The organism is Corallococcus sp. AB030, assembly GCF_003668965.1.
Lineage (GTDB): Bacteria > Myxococcota > Myxococcia > Myxococcales > Myxococcaceae > Corallococcus > Corallococcus exiguus.
Genome location: NZ_RAWQ01000119.1, coordinates 1 through 16,988 on the forward strand (window position 1 = coordinate 1; position 16,988 = coordinate 16,988).

Here is a 16,988-nt window from a genome sequence, read left to right on the forward strand (position 1 = left end):
CCGCCACCCGGGCGCGCTCCCTCGCCTGCTCCAGCCGCTCGCGCGCCTCCGGCCCCCGGCCTCCCGCCACCAGCAGGCGCCCGGCGTTGTAGTGGATGCGCGCCACCTCCTGGGCGTCCCCACCCTGCTCGGCCAGGGCGAGCGCGCGCTCCAGGTCCGACAGCGCCTGGGCCGGCTCGCCCGCGAGGACCCGCAGGCCCGCGAGCTGCGACAACGCCCGCGCCTGGCCCACCGCGCTGCCCACCGACCGCGCCTGCTCCGCCGCGCGCGTGAAGGCCACCCGCGCCCGGTCCAGCTGCCCCAGCCGCTGCTGCAGCCGGCCCAGGAGCAGGTAGTGCTCCCAGAAGAAGTCCGCCACGTGCGGGGTCCGGTTCCCCATGCGCTGGAAGGCGCGCGCCAGCAGCTCCACCGCGGCCGTCGTCTCGCCCTTGGCCTCGCGCACGCGCGCGAGCTCGCCCAGCACCAGGGCCTCGGCCTCCGGATCCGAGCCCGCCGGCCCCTGCGCCATGCTGAGACGCACCTCCGCGTCGTCCACGCGCCCCAGCTTCAGCTCCGCGACGGCCAGGCGCCGCGCGGCCTCCGCCCACCGGCCGGGCGTCTGCATCACCGGCACGCGGTCCAGCCACGGCGTCACCAGCCCGTCCACGGCGGCGGGGTCCGTCTGCGTGAGACATCCCGCCGCGCGCGCGAGCACGTCCAGCTGCCAGCGCACCACCGCCGCCGTCGCGCCGGGCGCCCGGCCCAGGGCCCAGCGGAAGAACTCCACCGCCGAGCGCCACTCGCCTCGCGCCGCGAACCAGTCGCCCGCCCGCTCGCACGCGACCGGCGCGCCGGAGGCACCCGCGCCCAGCAGGTGGTCCGCCACGCGCACCTCGCGGGCCGGCTCCTGCACGAACGCCTCGTCCTCCAGCGTCTCCGCCAGCTCCTGGTGCGCGCTGCGCAGCTGCGGGGGCGACAGGCGCTCGCGCAGCACCTGCCGCGCCTCCTCGCTCGTGAAGCGGAAGATGCCGGGCTGCCCGGGCACGGGCACCACCCACTCCGCGTCCTCCAGCACCCCGGCGCCGTCCGTGGCCGTCAGCGACGCGCGCACCAGCTCCGCGGAGAAGAGCGAGCCCTCCACCGCGGCCCGCTGGAGGAAGCGCAGCGACGCGGCGGGCAGCAGCTCCAGCCGCGCGCCCAGGGCCTGCCCCAGGCCTTGCGGCAGCGCCGCGGGGGACAGCGGGCCATTGGACTGGAAGCCGCCCTCCGTGCGCTGCAACACCCCCACCGACACCAGCAGCCGCACCAGCGCCAGCGCATGCGCGGGATTGCCGCGCACCCGGTCCGCCACCGCCCGCTCCAACGACGGCGACAGGGCCAGGCCCAGGCTCGCGGTGAGCAGCGCGTTCAGCTCCGACGGCGACAGCCCCTCCAGCACCGTCACGGGCAGGGATGCCAGGGACGTGGGCACCGCGTCCACGTCACCCGTGGCCACCAGCGACACTCCCAGCTCCTTCGCCGTGAGCAGCCCCGCGAGCATCTCCAGCGACGGGCCGTCCACGCGGTGCACGTCGTCCACCAGCAGCAACAGTCCGGTCGGCTTCGCCACGCGCTGGATGGCGTCCACCACCGCTCCGTCTCCCGCCGGCAGGAGTCCGCCGCCCACGGGCGCGCCCCGCGCGAGCCTCCGCCAGAGCGCCGCGGCCTCTGGTTCGGAGAAGCCCAGCCCCGACAGCGGAGGCAGCGACGCGTCTCCGCCCGTGGCGGTCCGCGACAGCGCGGCGAGCACCGTGCGCCACAGTCCCAGCGCTCCCGCGGAACGAGGGTCTCCACCCCACGCGTACACCACGCGCGGCGAGGCGCCCGCGGCCAGCTCCGCCACCGCCTCCAGGAAGCGGCTGCGTCCCACACCCGAGGGCCCCACGAAGAGCCGTGCGCCGCCTTCCCCCTTGCACGCCGACTCCACCACCATCGCCGCCTGGGTCAGCGCCTCGTCGCGCCCCACCAGCGCGTCCACGCGGGTCGCGGGCGCGCCGGACTCCACCCGCCACGCCGTGCCGCCGGGCAGCTCGCGCGCCATGCCGATGCGCACCCCGCCCGACTCCACCAGCAGCGCCTTCACCGAGGCGCCCACCAGCAGTTCGCCAGACACCGCCGCGTCCGCCAGCGCCTGCGCCCGCTCCAGCCCCAGGCCGGACAGCCGGGGCGCCCCGGCCTCCGCGCTCGAGCGCACCACGCCGGACTCCAGGCCCCGCCTCACGCTCAGGCCCGCGCCGCCCAATTCCTCCGCGCACTTCAGCGCCCGCGTCGCGTCGTCCGCGCGAACCTGCGGCAGGCCGAAGGGCAGACACCAGTGCGTGTCCGACAGCGCCATCGCCTCCACGTGGTGGCGCGCGGAGACCTGCGCCACCACCTCGCGCAACCGGGCCGCGTGGGCCGGCTCGCCCGCGACCACCAGCAGCGTGAGCCGGCGCATCTGCGCCTGCGCGTCCATCGCGCGGATCTTCACCGTGGGGCCCGGAGCCTCGTCTCCCAGGGCCGGAGGTCCGTCGTCGTCCCCGGTGGCGGACGGCGGCGCGGCCAGGGCGGAGGCCAGGGGCGCGGGCACCTCCATCGTCGGGTCGGTGGGCGGCTCGTGCACGGCGCCGTCGCCGCGACGCGCGGGCGCCTTGGCCGTCGGCGCGTCGGGGAGATCCTCGTCGCCCAGGTGCATGGGCGGCTCGCGCAGCGCGGGCATCAGCGGGAGCTTGGGCGCGGCGCCTCCGGACGAGGGCGTGAGCGACTTCTGCGCGGCGTCCACGCCCATGGGCGTGAGCGAGTTGCCGCACGCGGGACAGAAGCGACTGGTCGCGCTGGTGGACTGGCCACAGCGCGGGCACGACACGTTGGAGGGCTCGCGGACCTGGGGCAGCCCGGGCTCGCCGCTGCCCGCGTCGCGCAGCCGCGCCAGCACCGTGTCGCCCACCAGCCGCGTCACCACCGCGGGGACGCTCTCCTCCGGCGGCTCCGGCGTTTCATCCAGATAGGACTGGAGCGCGCGGGCCACGTCCGCGCAGCGGGCGAAGCGCTGGCCGGGGGCGCGGTGGAGCATGCGCAGGATGATCTGCTCCAGCAGCGGCGACAGCCCCTCCACGAACTGCGAGGGCCGGGGCACCGCTGCCAGCGCGATGCGCCGCATGGCCTCCGCGGGGTTGTCCGTGTCGATGAACGGCCGGCGCGTGCACAGCTCCCACAGCACCACGCCCAGCGCGAACTGGTCGCTGGTGCCGGAGACGGGCTCGTTGCGCACCTGCTCCGGCGACATGTATCGCAGCTTGCCCTTGAGCACTCCCGTGCGCGTGCGGCTGGCGCGGATGGTCGCCTTGGCCACGCCGAAGTCCACCACCTTCGTCAGGCCGTCCAGGCGCACCATGATGTTCTGCGGGCTGATGTCCCGGTGCACCAACTCCAGCGACGCGCCCTGGCTGTCTCGCGCGTGGTGCGCGTGGTCCAGCCCCAGCGCCGCGTCGCGGATCATCTGCGCGCAGACGCGGTGGGGCAGCGGCGTGCCGGCCCGCTGCGACGCCTTCGCCAGGCGGCCCAGGTTCTCGCCCTCGATGTACTCCATGGCGATGTAGAACGTGCCCTGCCACGCGCCGACCTCGTACAGCGAGACGACGTTCGGATGGTTCAGGTGCGCCGCGACGCGGGCCTCGTCGAGGAACATCTCCACCGAGCCATCGTGCTCCAGCAGATCCGGCAGCAGGCTCTTGAGGATGACGGGGCGCTCGAAGCCGCTCACGCCCACCTGACGTGCCAGGAAGATTTCCCCCATGCCCCCCACGGCCACGCGGCGCAGCACCGCATACCTGCCGAAGATGAGGGAAGACGGGGAAGCACCGGACACCATCGCCCTTGAACCGTACCCAGCGATCCCCATCCCCCGCCAGTCCCCGGCCCTTCGCTTTCGCACGGGGAGCCATTAGCCGTTCCGCCCCCGTGTGGGGTCCTGGCGTACCGGGCATGAGCTACATGGACCCAGGCATGTTTCAGACGTGCCAGGTCAGACGCCCCGCCTGCTCGGACGCACCGGGCGCGAGGGTCAACGGCGACACATACAGCCCGCGCCGCTCCCGCTTCCACCAGGCCCCGGTGCGCTGGCGCTCCGTCCGGGACGTCATCCGGTAGTCGTGGAGCACCGCCCGCACGAGCCGGGGCGGACGGTCCGGGAAGGGGTTGGACGCGAACAGCCCCAGCACCTCCGGCGAGCCCTCCAGCAGCCGCTCCATCAGGGCCAGGAACCACGAGGGCGGCGACCCCAGCGCGGCGAACCACATCTGCCAGTCCAGCCGGGGTTGATGCGGGGCGACCTGTCGCGGTGGCCGGTCCACACCCGACGTCTTGTATCGGAACGGGTACTCCCGCCAGTGCACGCCGTCGTCAGAGCCCTCCACCGTGATTTCCGGCCGGTCCACCGTCATCACCGCGAACAGGCCGTAGGAGTTCACCGAGTGCAGCGGCACCACCCGGTCCTCCAGCCAGTCCACCGCCCGCACCAGGCGCTCCGGGCCGCGAGGCCACCACCCCATCCGGCGCAGCTGCTCCACGGTGCCCAGCGTGAGCAATGGCACCGCCGCGGCCACGGACAGCGCCATGCCCGGCACCGACGGCCGCCGCGCGGGCCCGGCATCGCGCCACAGCGCTTCCGGCAACACGCGCCGCAGGGCCGCGTCGTCCAGCAGCCACAGCCCCAGGGCCAGCGACTGGACGTTGAAGAAGCCGTAGTTGCCCGTAGTGATGATGGCCGCCTGCAACGCGGAGAGGATGCCGAAGGCGGCCTGCCGCACGCGCCGGGGACCGAAGGCGAGGAACGGCACCGCCGTCTCCGCCGCCAGCACCGCCGCCGTGCCCGCGTGGCGCACCTGGCGCGGAAGCTGGTGCGCGGCCCAACCGCCGCGCGTGGGCAGGGGCGCGGTCTCGAAGTACACGTCGCACGCGCTCAACTCGCGCCACGTCCGGTCACCCGAGTGGACCTTGCTGATGCCCGACCCGAAGTAGAGCCGGAACACGAGCATGCGGAAGAGGAACACCTCCAGCGCGGACACGTCCCGCTTCCCCAGCCCGGGCCTCACGCCGACCGGTGCGGTGAGCGCGCCCACCAGCCCCATCTCCAGCAGCAGCACGTCCCACTGGAACGACAGGAACTCACGTCCCAGTGACACATAGGACAGATACAGCGCCCACAGCGCGGCGGCGCTCGGGAGCGGGGCCACGTTGAGGAGCAGCGCCAGCGACAGGGCCTGCCCCACGCGGCAGCCGCGCACCAGCGTCGCGTCCGACGCGTCCTTCCAGAACACGGAGGGACGGCGCCAGCGGCCCTGCGCGGCCCAGCGCTCGGACTGCGCGACGTCGCGGATGGGACGGATGCCCTTCTCCCCGTAGAGCCCCAGCACCTGCTTCCCCAGCGACGTGAAGGCGATGAGGAACGTGCCGCCCAGCAGTCTCATGAAGGCCCAGCGCACCAGCCGGTGCTCCGCGGGCTCCGTCACGCGGCTGAACAACCACGTGTCCCACCGCGACGCGCGCCGGCGGTGGTGCGCGATGACCGAATACACCGCGCCCGCCACGTGCCGGACGCCGGGCACCAACCCCAGCCGCGCGGCCAGACGCGTGCTCCAGCGGGGCGACCAGGCGAGCATGCGGAAGACGGCCTCCGCGCCGGACGAGCGGCGCCCCGACGGCTCCACCAGCTGCATCGCCCGCAGCATGTCTTTCTGGGAGATGCCCAGGAGCTTGAGCAGCCACCTGCTCCCGCGCGCGAAGCGCACCCGGCCACCGGTGTCCTGGCTCCAGCGAGCCACCCAGCGCTTGCAGAAGCCGCAGTCCCCATCGAACAGCACCAGCGGTTGCATCTCGCGCATCGGGTCGCTCCTTCGTCCGACGACAAAGGTGCGTGCGGAGAGCGGGATGCGAAGGGGACAAGAGGGCTCGCTGGAGGAGCAGGCGGGCAGCGGAGCGCGCATCCCTGTCATCCGGGGACAGGTGCCTAGCTTTGTCCGCATGAGCGAGCCCAAGGCCCAGGCGAAGAAGACGGATGAAATCGTCCCCGGCGTGCACCACTGGACCGTCTCCGACGATCGGCTCGGCGGCATCCGCAGCGACGCCTACGCGGTGGTGGATGACGACGGCACCGTCACCCTCATCGACCCGCTGCCCATCGACGAGAAGCTCCTGCGCAAGCTGGGCGATATCGACGCCATCGTGCTCACCGCGGGCAACCACCAGCGCTCCGCGTGGCGCCTGCGCAAGGTGTTCGGCGTGCCCGTCTGGGCTCCCGAGGGCGCGCAGGGCCTGGAGGAGAAGCCGGACTTCGAATACGTGAACGGCACCACGCTGCCGGGCGGCCTCAATACTTTCCAGACGCCGGGGCCCACGGAGGCCATGTACACGCTGTGGCTCCAGAAGAGCCCACACGCCGTGGTGTTCATCTCCGACCTGCTGTCACACGAAGTCCGGCGCACGCCCACCTTCGTCCCCGGCGAGTACCAGGACGAACCGCTGCGCACGCGCAGCAGCATCCAGCGCATCCTGGATCACCTGCCCATCCAGACCGTCTGCTTCGCGCACGGCGCGCCCATCCTCAAGGACGGCGCCAGCGCCCTGCGCAAGGCCCTGGAAGAGGACGACGAGTTCCCGCACGCCCCCGCGCCCTGAGCCTCAGCCCGGAGGCACTTCGCGCACCAGCACGTGCCCCGCGTCCTGGCCTGGAGGCACCAGCTCCAGCCGTGCCCCGGCTTCCGCCCGGTCCAGCAGCGTGCCCAGCGACAACAGGTCCGTGACGGGGATGCGCGTGGCGGGCGCGGGCGCGTCGCCCCGGAGCATCGCCCGGGCCACACGGGCCTCGTCGGAGAGGTCCGTCTCGTAGACGAAGGTGCGCTCGTCGTAGTCGTGCCCACCAGGGACACGCCCCACCAGCCGCATGGGCCCCAGCCGCGAGTGCACTCGCACGGCGGGGTTGTCCCACTGGGTGACGCCGCGCAGCCGCTTCGCGCGCACCATGCCCAGCGTGAGCAGCTTCACCCACGCGGACGCGCCCCGCCCCGGCAGGAAGCTGAACAGCGACACGCCCACGAACAGCCCCGGCGTCAGCGACGGCGCCACGTAGCAGGCCGCGCCGATGGCCGACTCTTCATCCGCCAGCAGCAGCCGCTCGCGCGCGGGCGCCTTGAGCAGCCGCGCGGGACAGCGCAAGAGCCCGATGGCGCCGGGCAGCAGGTACAAGTCGGACAGCACCCAACGCGGCACGCCGATGCCGCCGAACGCCAGCTGGTTGAGCGTGAGGTATTGCCGCGCGAGCTCCGCGTTGTGCTCCGCCAGCAGGTGCGTCACCGGGATGCCGTACGGCGCCAGGTCCAGTGATGGGACGTGCACGCCGGAGCCCAGCGCCTGCAACGACAACTCCGGAGTCGAAGCGAAGAACGCCTGGGCCAGCGACGCGAGCTCACCCGCCATCGGCTTCGATGTCCTTCGCCACGACGTCCAACCGGTACTCGGGCGGAATCGAAACGCGCGAGGCATCCACGGACGCGCGCGACACGAGGCAGCGCGACGAACCCCCGCCCTTCTCCGTCAGCTCCGGCATCGGCATGGACACCACGCGCATGCCCAGGCGCTCGAGGGTCTCCACGATGTGCGCGGGCATCACCGTGGGCGCGAGCAGGTCCCTGCCCAGCGGCAGTCCATTCGTCGCGTAGCGGCGGATGTCCGCTTCCGTCACCCGCACCAGCCGGTTCGCTCCAAAGCGCTGCTCCAGGAGCGCCACGGACTCCGGCGCCATCACGTCCGGGCACACCACCAGCCGGTCCACCGCCGGCAGGGGCAACACCGCCATGTTCCCGTGGAACGCGGGCTCGCGCACCTGCACGCGCAGCACCTCGCCGGGGAAGGACTTCTGGGCCGCCTCCAGCCCGTCGAGCGTCGTGCGCCCGCCCCAGAACAGCAGCGTCACGCCGTCGAACGTCGCCACGTCGCCGTGCGCCTCCCAGATGCCCACGCCCGGATCCACCACCTCCAGGCCCAGGCGCCGGGCCAGCGGCGTCCAATGGTCACGCTCCGCGAAACGATGCGCGCTCATCATCTTGGGCAGGAGGAACAGCGGGGCCTGGCCCTCGCGCGCCACCACCTGGCCGCACTCGGCCGCGTAGGGCATGCCCGTCAGCGCGTCCGACGGCGAGGGCAGCGCCACCACCGTGCCGCCTCGGGACTCGATGTGCCGGGCGAGCGTCAGCCACTCCCGCCGGGCGCCACGCGCATCCGCCGGAGCGGCCTCACGGCTGCGGAAGTTCGAACGGCCTCGCAGCGCCCAGCCCCGGCCCGGGGGTGACATCAGGAAGAGGTCCATCATCCCTCGCTTCTAGCCACCGCCCCGGAGCCTCACAACGCATCCGTCTCCAGGCTTGAGAAAACAGTCTGGCAAAATGCAACGCCCGCCCGTCTCCTCTCATTTCCCTCCGAAAGGGGGTTGCCCCACCGCCCCGCGTGCATGGCATCCTCGCGCTTTTTGAGCACAAACGGGGCTGGGGATTCATGCACTTCGAGTTGGCCTTCGTGCTGCTCTTCTCCATCGCGACAGCGGTGGCGATCGCGGCGCGCTACTTCAAGTTTCCGTACACGGTGGCGTTGGTGCTGGCGGGCCTGGGCCTGGGCATCGTGCAGGCCTTTGAACCGCCGCACCTGACGAAGGAGCTGCTGTTCGCGGTCATCCTGCCGGGTCTGCTGTTCGAGGCCGCGTTCCACGTGGACTTCCGCAAGTTCATGAAGAACAAGCTGGCCATCACCTCCATGGCGATTCCGGGCGTGGTGGCGTCCATGGCGCTCACGGCGCTGCTGCTGTCCCCGGCGATGAGTGGGCTGAACGCGCTGGAGGGCTTCGGCCTCATCCACGCGATGGTGTTCGCGTCGCTCATCGTGTCCACGGACCCCATCGCGGTGGTGGGCCTGTTCAAGGCGCTGGGCGCGCCCAAGCGGCTGGCCATCCTGGTGGAGGGTGAGAGCCTGCTCAACGACGGCACCTCCGTGGTGCTCTTCACGCTGGTGGTGAGCGTGGCGGCGGGCCAGGAGTTCACCGTGGGCGGCGCGGTGATGGACTTCATCAAGGTGGCGGGCATGGGCGCCGTCATCGGCGCGGCGGTGGGCTTCGTGGTGGGCAAGGTCATCCTGCGCGTCGAGGACGCCATGGTGGAGATCACCTGCACGGTCATCGCCGCGTACGGGTCCTTCGTGGTGGCGGAGCACTTCCACTACTCGGGCGTCATCGCGGTGGTGGTGGCGGGCATGGTGTGCGGCAACTGGGCGGCCCAGGAGGGCATGGGCCCCACGGTGCGCATCGCGGTGGAGAGCTTCTGGGAGTACCTGGCGTTCGCGCTCAACTCGGTGGTGTTCCTGCTCATCGGCCTGGAGGTGAAGCTGTCGTCGCTGCTCGACTCGTGGCTGCCCATCCTGCTGGCGTACGGGGCGGTGATGCTGGGCCGCGCGGTGGTCGTCTATGGCGTGTCCGGCCTGTTGCGGTTCACGTCGGAGAAGCTGCCGTGGAAGTGGAGCGCGGTGCTCACCTGGAGCGGCCTGCGCGGCGCGGTGTCCATGGTGCTGGTGCTCGGCCTTCCGAACGACTTCGCCCACCGCGAGCTCCTGGTGAACATGACGTTCGGCGTGGTGGTGCTGTCCATCATCGTCCAGGGGCTCACCATGGCGCCGGTGCTCAAGGCGCTGGGCATCACCGGCATCAAGGACGTCTACCAGGAGCAGTACGAGCTGGCCCGCGGCAAGCTGGGCGCCATCCACGCGGCGCTCGCGTCGCTGGAGACCATGCGCCGCGGCCGCGAGATTCCGGTGGACGCGCTGGAGCCCCTGGAGCGCGACTACCAGCAGAAGGCGCAGGCCGTGGAGCAGGAGCTCATCACGCTCAAGCAGCAGTCCAACCGCTTCCACGACGAGGAAAAGCAGGAGGCCATCCGCCGCGTCCTCATCGTGGAGAAGGACGCCCTCTTCAGCGCCTATCAGCAGGGCACGCTCAACAAGGAGGTCTTCGAGCACCTCACCGCGGAGCTGGACGAGCGCATCGCCAAGGCCAAGGACGATGAGGCCCACGTCCCGGAGGAGGACACCCCCGCGTCCCCGCCGCAGGCCCTGGCCTCCTGAGCAGCCGGAGGAGGGCGGCCCCTCAGCTCGCGCCGCCCTCCACCCGCGACTGGAGCACCGCGCCCAGCACGTCCGCGGTGTCCTCGCGCAGCCGCGACAGGTGCGTGTAGAGCACGTCCTCCACCTGGGCCACCGCCTCCTTCGGCGCGCCCGCCTCGCGCAGCCCCGCCAGCACCGCGTACGCGGCCACCGCCAGTGGCCCCACGTAGCCGCGCGACTCCTCCCAGAACTCCTCGAAGCACGGCACTGCTTCCCCCGCCACCACGCGCGCCAGCCTCCCCAGGCACGCCTCCCAGTAGGCGCGGTGCGCGTCCCGGGCCGCGTCGTCCGCGAACGGACCCTGGCGCAGCTCCAGCCGCGTGCCGTCCTCCGCGAGGTGGAAGGTCAGCTCCGCCCGGGTGCGTCCCGGCGGCACCGGCCCGCCACCTTCCCAGTCCATCTCCAGCGCCAGGAACCGCCCCGGCTCCACCTGCACGATGCAGCCCACCTGCGAGAACGCACGACCCGCCGAGTCCCTCAGGCCTATCCGGTAGGGCTGGCCCAACGCACCGGGGTCCGGCGCGTGCGTGCGGTAGCAGCCCGGCGGCGCGCCGAACCAGCGGCGGATGAGCGCGGGCTCGGACAAGGCGGGGAACACCGCGTCCGGCGGCGCGGGCAGCTTCCACTCCAGCGTCAGGTCGCTCACGCCCGCACCCCCGAGCGCGTGCGCAGCTCGAAGCGCGGCACGTTCGCCAGCTGCTCCGCGGGCGCGCGGTACTGCTCCACCACCAGGCTGATCCGCGACTCCTGCATCGACTCCGCGCCGGAGGTGATGGCCTCCACCTCATGCAGCAGGTCGCCCCGGAACATCACCAGCGCGTTCTGTTGCGGCGTCAGCTCCGCCACCCGACCTCCCCGGTGGTACAGCCGCAGCGCCCCGCCCCGGAGTTCCTTCGGAACCTGGACATAGAGCACGCTCACCGCCACCGGGCAGCCGATACTCGGACCGTAGAATTCAAGACTCCGGTCGATGTGCGCCGCGACGTTCCGGCCCTTGCCCACCAGCAGCGGGTTGAGCAGGAACGCGTTGCACTCCGGCAGGAGCGTCTTCGCCAGGTACGGCGCGAACGCCGGGAAGCGCTCGTGGACGTCCGGCAGCGCGTCCCGGCGGAACGTCAGCGAGAAGCCGTACGTGCCGGAGAACTGGCCCGACAGGTTCGACTCTCCCAGGAGCGACGAGCCCAGGATGGCCGAGCGGATGGAGGCCATCGTCTCCTCCGGGAGGACGTCCGGAGTGCGGTGGAAGAAGGTGTCGAGCCGGAAGGCTCCACCCCACGGTGGCTGGAAGCGCATGGCCCCGGAGTCTACCCACCCACGCCGCGCTGCCCCATCCCTCGCCGTCACTCGGGCGGAAGCCCTCCACGCCCCATGCGCAACACAACGCGTCAATCCCTGCCAACACAGCGCGTCAGGGATGATATCAATTTCGCTTATTTATCAGTTATCAGGCCTAAGTCGAATTCTCCGACATCCCACCTTGCGGCTCCCAGGCGTTCAGACTTTCTTCGGACAAGCTACGAAGTCCCCTTCGCAGCGCTCGCCGTCCCACGCCCCATCCACCCCCACAATGGAGTTGCAACCATGAGCCGAAGCAGACTCACGGGAATCGCGCTCGCATTCCTGGCCGTCAGTTGTCTGGCGGTTCCCTCCGCAGAAGCCGCCACGTATGGCGTTACGCCATCGGGCTCATCCGCCCTCTTCTACGTCGACACGACGGACTGGGCGGACATCCACTACAAGCTCAACGACGGCTTGCAGCAGAACATCCGCATGGCGGTGACGGGAGGCCGCAACCAGTACACCGTCACGGGCCTGAGCAACGGCAACTACATCGACTATTTCTTTACGTACTGGGACGTGTCCTGCGCCTGTGCGCGTGACACGGCCTGGACGCGCTACACGCATACCGGCACGGGCGGCGGTACGGACGCGGGCACTGGCACGCCTGACTCCGGCACGGGCACGCCTGACTCCGGCCCTCCGCCCAACGGCGACGCGGGCCCGGTGGTGCCGCTGTTCACCAGCGCCACGGCGCTGGAGCCGGCCACGGTGGAGAACACCTCCACGGCCATCATCACCCGCGTGGGCGACCGCGTTCGCGACCGCCACATGCGCGAGGACATGTACCAGGCGTACGACCACTACCTGAAGCTGTACTTCGAGAAGCGCACCCACTGGATTGAAATCGTGGACGAGGTCGCCAAGGGCGGCAGCGTCATCACGGTGAACCTGTACACGATTTATCCGTATGACTCGCCGGACTTCCGCGCGTTCTTCCGCGGCCTCAACACGGTGGCCGAGTACTTCCACAACGCGGACTTCGTGAAGGTGAACGACTACAAGTACACGTCGTCGGTGAACTTCAACGCCAAGGAAGGCCGCGCCATCCGCGTGGGTGACCGGATGGAGCTGGAGATTGGCGTGTTCCTCCAGGCGCCGGTGGAGGGCCGCTTCAACTACTACTCCACGGGCATGCTCTACATCGTGGGCCAGGGCGGCATCGTGCCCTTCGAGGGCCAGGGCGGCATCCGCGACTCCTTCCCGCTGCCGGAGAAGGCCTGGGCGGGCGGCCGCACCACGCTGCACACGCCGTTCTCCAACGAGCCGGACAACCGCTTCCTGCAGATGGCCACCAACATGGCGCCGGTGAACGCGCAGCCCTTCGTGGAAGGCCGCCGCCTGCACCACACGAACTTCCGCGACGGCACCCACTCCGAGCCGGACAACCCCATCTTCAGCGCGCACGCGAACAAGCTGGGCAACAACTACGTCAACGTGTCCTGCATCTCCTGCCACAAGCAGAACGGCCGCGGCCTGCCGCCCACCACCACGAACACCACGCTGGACAACTACGTGGTGAAGGTGGGCAAGGTGAACGGCAGCACCGTGACGGTGGACCCCGCGCTGGGCTTCCGCCTGCAGCCGCGCGCGGTCAGCGGCACGCCGGAGGCGGACGTGCGCATCGGCAGCTGGACGACGACGGCGAGCGGCACGCTGCCCGGCGGTACGGCGTACAGCCTGCGCAAGCCCAACTACAGCTTCCTCAACGTGACGCCGACGAACTTCTCCGCGCGCATCACGCCGCAGCTGGTGGGCATGGGCCTGCTGGAGGCGGTGCCGGAGACGCAGATTGCCGGCCTGGCGGACCCGAACGACGCGAACGGCGACGGCATCTCCGGCCGCATGCAGACGGTGAAGGACCCGGAGACGGGCGTCACCCGCATGGGCCGCTTCGGCTGGAAGGCCGGCACGGCGCGCGTGAAGCACCAGGTGGCCGAGGCGCTCAACAGCGACATGGGCGTGACGACGAACGTGTTCAAGACAATGGACTGCGGCTCGTCGCAGCAAGGCTGCGCGGGCACGAGCACGGAGCTGGCCGACAGCGAGCTGGACAAGATGACCCGCTACATCGCCCTGCTGGGCGTCCCCGCCCGCCGCGACCACTCGGACTCGCAGGCGATGCAGGGTGAGACGGTGTTCACCAACGCGGGCTGCGCGAAGTGCCACGCGCCCACGCTGACCACCAGCCAGTACAGCGCGATGAACGAGTTCCGCAGCCAGACCATCCGTCCGTACACGGACCTGCTGCTGCACGACATGGGCGCGGGCCTGGCGGACAACCTGCCGGAAGGCCAGGCCTCCGGCGCCGAGTGGCGCACGGCTCCGCTCTGGGGCATTGGCCTGACGTCGGGCGTGTCCGGCGGTGAGGCGTACCTGCACGACGGCCGCGCGCGCAACGTCACCGAGGCCATCCTCTGGCACGGCGGCGAGGGCGAGGCTTCCAAGCAGGCCTTCGTGAACCTCAGCGCCGCGGACCGCAACGCGCTGCTGAAGTTCGTCAACTCGCTGTAAGGCAACAGGCCGGTTTCAAACACAGACGCCGGGCGGGAGGGGCCATCCGTGCCCCTCGCGTCCGGCGTCGTGCCGTTTCAGGGCGCGAGGGGCGGCGCCTCGTAGCCCACGGTGCCGTCGGCATTGCCGTCGTAGGTGCTGGCGCTCTGGGTGAAGGTGCCGTTCTTGAAGACGAAGACGCCCCAGCCGGCGCCCTGCGACACGAGCGAGTCGGTCAGCTGCAGCTGTCCCCGCCCCGTGCCGCTTCCCACGGAGATGCTGGCCCGGATGTCGCCCGTGCGCGTGAAGTAGTCACAGCAGAAGGGGTCCGAGCCGCCGTGGCTCACCCGCGCGTGGGCGAGGACGTTGTCCGGGTTCAGGGAGAGGATGGAGATGCCCTTCCAGAACCCCGGCGTCTCCGTCCTGCCCGTGAACACGATGGGCGCCTCCGCCGTCCCCCGTGCCACCAGGGAGCCCGTCTCCTTGATGCGGAGCCCGGACTCCGCCTCGAACTGGAGGCGCACCCCCGGCTCCAGGGTGAGCGCCCCCGCGTACTCCACGGTCGTGTCCGGAAGGCCGGTGGAGACACCATAGGGCACGTCCAGCCTGCGCAGCGTCTGCGCCGTGGCGGTGTCCGCCTCCGGCGCCGCCACCAGGTGGACGACGTTGTCGCCGTTGGCCGCCGGCTGGGTGGGGCTGTTCCCGGAGTAGATGCTCGCGCCGTCCAGCGCGCCCGCGGTGGACAGGCTCACGACCACGGGGGCGCCCAGGTTGCCCCGGAAGAGGTTCCGCGAGAAGCCGGGCAGCCGCGCCTTGTTGAAGACGAACAGCCCCTGCGTGCCGCTCTTCTCCACCGTCGTGTGTGAGATCCGCACCTGGCTGCTGGCCCCCTGGTTGGAGCCCACCAGCACGGACGCCCGGGCCTCCAGCCTGCCGCCCGGCCCGTAGAAGAAGTCACAGCAGAAGGACTGCTCGCTGCCCGCGTAGGAGATGACCACGTGCTCCAGCGCGTTCTCCGGGGTGTTGGACTTGAACGCGAGCCCCCTCCAGAAGCCCGGCGTGGGCGTCGTGCCCGTGAAGGTGATGAGCGCGGCCTCGGTGCCCACCGCATGGAGGGAGCCCGTCGCCGTGACGAGCAGCCCCGCGTCGGGACCGAAGCGGACCACCGTGCCGGGGGCGAGGGTGAGCGCGCCACGCACCTCCACGACACCCTGCACCTCGTAGGAGCACCGCTCCGCCCCCGGCGCCCAGGTCGTCGTGGAGGTCAGGGCCGTGGAGATGGTCCGGACACAGCCGCTGGTGGAGGGGTCGTCGCCGGGGCCATCACCGGGGTCGCGCTCCTCTCCGCCGCAGGCCGCCAGCACGGAGGCCACCGCGAAGGGGAGGAGGTGAGGAAGGCGGGACAGGTATCGCGTCATGTATGCCACCCGGGAAGGAGCCAGCGGCGCAGGCCGCGCTCACGCAGGGGGGATACGCCGGCCCCGCCCGCTATTCTCACGGACATGGTGCGCTACTGAAACCAACGGGCAGCCACGCCTGGCCGGACAGCGGGTCCCTCCCAACACTATTGAGGGTTCCAGAGGGCCACCTACCAACCAGGACGGAACGGGCATGATCAGAACGCTACTCATCGGGCAGCAGCCGAGACCGTTGATTTTTCAGATCCGATGCTTCCCTATGGCTTTACGGCGGAGACCATCCGCAAGAGCCTGACTGTCGGGCTGGAGCAGATGCGCAACCGCGGTTGGCATGCAGACCTCTTGCAGATCATGCCCGACGAGTCCGCGGCGACGGCGATTCGCGACTGGCTGTCGAACACCGCCCCTTACGACTGCATCGTCATCGGGGCGGGCGTCCGCATCCCCGTCAAGAACCTCACGTTCTTCGAGAGCGTCGTCAATGCGGTGCACCGCTTCGCGCCCAACGCGGCCATCGGGTTCAACACGCGTCCCGAGGAAACCGCGGACGCCGTGAAGCGGCTGCTGAAAATCTAGAGGAGCCGTTCACCGGCCGGTGCTCGGAGGCATTCGCGTCTCCCCGCCGTGCCCACATCCCAGCTTGAGATCTCCGTCCGAGCCGATGGGAACCACATCATCGGAGGCCGCCTGACACCCAGGCGTCCCAGACGACTGCGCACGGGAGCACGGTCGGCGTCCGTGATGCGCAATGGCAGACATGTGCGGTGGAGTCCCCACTCCCGGCCTCATGAAGCGTTCCGACCTTTCCGGTGTCCCTTTTCCCGGAGAACGCCCATGGAGCATCGTCCCGCCCCTCCGCCGCCGCTTTCCGACAGTGAACTCCAGGTGGAGGCCGTGGCCTTCATGGATGCACGGGGACACTGGCTGACCGCCGTCGCGGCGCGGCGGGTGGCGGCGGTGCGCGAGTTCTTCCGGCAACACGCCCACCTGCGGCGCGACTTCCTCCGGGAGCGGGCGGAGGCGGAGCGCCGGGAAGGGCGGCTCGCGCTGGAGCTGTTCTCCCGCGCGGTCCAGCGCGTCCGGTGGCTGCTCACCACCGGGGACGGCCCCTCCACGCGCATTCATGGCGCGGAGGCCGGACGCGACCTGGGCCTGCTGTTCGCGGGCACGGACTCCGGACTGGAGGGCCTGACGTCAGAGCGGGACCAGCGCTGGAACATCAACCACCCGCACCCGCTCCCGCCCACCGGCTTTCGCACCAGCCGCATCAATGACGACGGCCCGCGGGAGGACCCGACCCACCACCTGGCCTTCTACGCGATGTTCGGCGCCTCCAACGACAGCTTCCCCGAAGAGCAGATGAACAAGCTGATGGGCACGCTCAGCGACATGGGGCCTCCGGATGATCAACACCTGGCCTGGGACGGCATCGACCTGGGACGCCAGCTGGGCGACCCGCGCTTCGACGTGAACGCCTGGCTCTGGAAGACCCTGGGGGACACGGGCCAGCTCCCACAGGCCGCCGAGGCCGTGGCGAGCTGAGGG

Annotated in this window: 12 protein-coding genes; 5 read left to right on the top strand and 7 right to left on the bottom strand. The window is 71.1% G+C overall.

Annotation, left to right across the window (positions count from 1 at the left end):
- The coding region (locus D7Y15_RS25730) for a protein kinase (protein WP_233605091.1) at positions 1-3,898 on the bottom strand (3,898 nt) is incomplete at its 3' end.
- 109 nt (positions 3,899-4,007) lie between these two features.
- Positions 4,008-5,879 (bottom strand): lipase maturation factor family protein, encoded by a 1,872-nt coding sequence (locus D7Y15_RS25735; RefSeq protein WP_121754231.1) that lies wholly within the window; start codon positions 5,877-5,879, stop codon positions 4,008-4,010.
- A gap of 121 nt (positions 5,880-6,000) precedes the next feature.
- Here D7Y15_RS25735 and D7Y15_RS25740 point away from each other — a divergent pair, with 121 nt between their 5' ends.
- Positions 6,001-6,672, top strand: a complete 672-nt coding sequence (locus D7Y15_RS25740; protein ID WP_120574850.1) for an MBL fold metallo-hydrolase — start codon at positions 6,001-6,003, stop codon at positions 6,670-6,672.
- A gap of 3 nt (positions 6,673-6,675) precedes the next feature.
- Here the strand turns inward: D7Y15_RS25740 and D7Y15_RS25745 are convergent, their stop codons facing one another.
- A complete protein-coding gene (locus D7Y15_RS25745; RefSeq protein ID WP_121754232.1) occupies positions 6,676-7,470 on the bottom strand; it encodes a hypothetical protein in 795 nt (264 codons plus the stop codon).
- Positions 7,460-8,362: a dimethylarginine dimethylaminohydrolase family protein gene (locus tag D7Y15_RS25750; protein WP_233605092.1), complete on the bottom strand. Its 903-nt coding sequence runs from the start codon at positions 8,360-8,362 to the stop codon at positions 7,460-7,462. The genes D7Y15_RS25745 and D7Y15_RS25750 overlap by 11 nt, the downstream gene beginning before the upstream one ends.
- 182 nt (positions 8,363-8,544) lie before the next feature.
- Between D7Y15_RS25750 and D7Y15_RS25755 the strand changes: the two genes are divergently transcribed.
- Positions 8,545-10,155: a Na+/H+ antiporter gene (locus tag D7Y15_RS25755; protein WP_120574816.1), complete on the top strand. Its 1,611-nt coding sequence runs from the start codon at positions 8,545-8,547 to the stop codon at positions 10,153-10,155.
- A gap of 22 nt (positions 10,156-10,177) precedes the next feature.
- Here D7Y15_RS25755 and D7Y15_RS25760 read toward each other — a convergent pair whose 3' ends face one another.
- Positions 10,178-10,840, bottom strand: coding sequence for an SRPBCC domain-containing protein (locus D7Y15_RS25760; RefSeq protein ID WP_120574815.1), 663 nt, complete (start codon positions 10,838-10,840; stop codon positions 10,178-10,180).
- Positions 10,837-11,487: a 2OG-Fe(II) oxygenase gene (locus tag D7Y15_RS25765; RefSeq protein ID WP_121754233.1), complete on the bottom strand. Its 651-nt coding sequence runs from the start codon at positions 11,485-11,487 to the stop codon at positions 10,837-10,839. The genes D7Y15_RS25760 and D7Y15_RS25765 overlap by 4 nt, the downstream gene beginning before the upstream one ends.
- A gap of 288 nt (positions 11,488-11,775) precedes the next feature.
- Between D7Y15_RS25765 and D7Y15_RS25770 the strand changes: the two genes are divergently transcribed.
- A complete protein-coding gene (locus tag D7Y15_RS25770) occupies positions 11,776-14,046 on the top strand; it encodes a di-heme oxidoredictase family protein (RefSeq protein ID WP_121754234.1) in 2,271 nt (756 codons plus the stop codon).
- A gap of 77 nt (positions 14,047-14,123) precedes the next feature.
- On the opposite strand, the gene D7Y15_RS25775 is transcribed toward D7Y15_RS25770, so the two are convergent.
- Complete coding sequence (locus tag D7Y15_RS25775; protein WP_120574812.1) at positions 14,124-15,443, bottom strand: hypothetical protein; 1,320 nt, start codon at positions 15,441-15,443, stop codon at positions 14,124-14,126.
- Positions 15,444-15,692: 249 nt separating this feature from the next.
- Here D7Y15_RS25775 and D7Y15_RS25780 point away from each other — a divergent pair, with 249 nt between their 5' ends.
- Entirely contained in the window at positions 15,693-16,019 is a 327-nt protein-coding gene (locus D7Y15_RS25780) for a hypothetical protein (RefSeq protein ID WP_199733726.1), read from the top strand.
- Between the two features lie 258 nt (positions 16,020-16,277).
- Positions 16,278-16,985: a hypothetical protein gene (locus D7Y15_RS25785; RefSeq protein WP_121754235.1), complete on the top strand. Its 708-nt coding sequence runs from the start codon at positions 16,278-16,280 to the stop codon at positions 16,983-16,985.
- Positions 16,986-16,988: the final 3 nt, after the last annotated feature.

What these genes read in the sequence shown, in the direction of transcription:
- D7Y15_RS25735 (WP_121754231.1), bottom strand. Translation starts at nt 5,879, where the DNA reads ATGCGCGAGATGCAACCGCTGGTGCTGTTCGATGGGGACTGCGGCTTC.
- D7Y15_RS25745 (WP_121754232.1), bottom strand. Translation starts at nt 7,470, where the DNA reads ATGGCGGGTGAGCTCGCGTCGCTGGCCCAGGCGTTCTTCGCTTCGACT.
- D7Y15_RS25750 (WP_233605092.1), bottom strand. Translation starts at nt 8,362, where the DNA reads ATGATGGACCTCTTCCTGATGTCACCCCCGGGCCGGGGCTGGGCGCTG.
- D7Y15_RS25755 (WP_120574816.1), top strand. Translation starts at nt 8,545, where the DNA reads ATGCACTTCGAGTTGGCCTTCGTGCTGCTCTTCTCCATCGCGACAGCG.
- D7Y15_RS25765 (WP_121754233.1), bottom strand. Translation starts at nt 11,487, where the DNA reads ATGCGCTTCCAGCCACCGTGGGGTGGAGCCTTCCGGCTCGACACCTTC.
- D7Y15_RS25770 (WP_121754234.1), top strand. Translation starts at nt 11,776, where the DNA reads ATGAGCCGAAGCAGACTCACGGGAATCGCGCTCGCATTCCTGGCCGTC.
- D7Y15_RS25775 (WP_120574812.1), bottom strand. Translation starts at nt 15,443, where the DNA reads ATGACGCGATACCTGTCCCGCCTTCCTCACCTCCTCCCCTTCGCGGTG.
- D7Y15_RS25780 (WP_199733726.1), top strand. Translation starts at nt 15,693, where the DNA reads ATGCTTCCCTATGGCTTTACGGCGGAGACCATCCGCAAGAGCCTGACT.
- D7Y15_RS25785 (WP_121754235.1), top strand. Translation starts at nt 16,278, where the DNA reads ATGGAGCATCGTCCCGCCCCTCCGCCGCCGCTTTCCGACAGTGAACTC.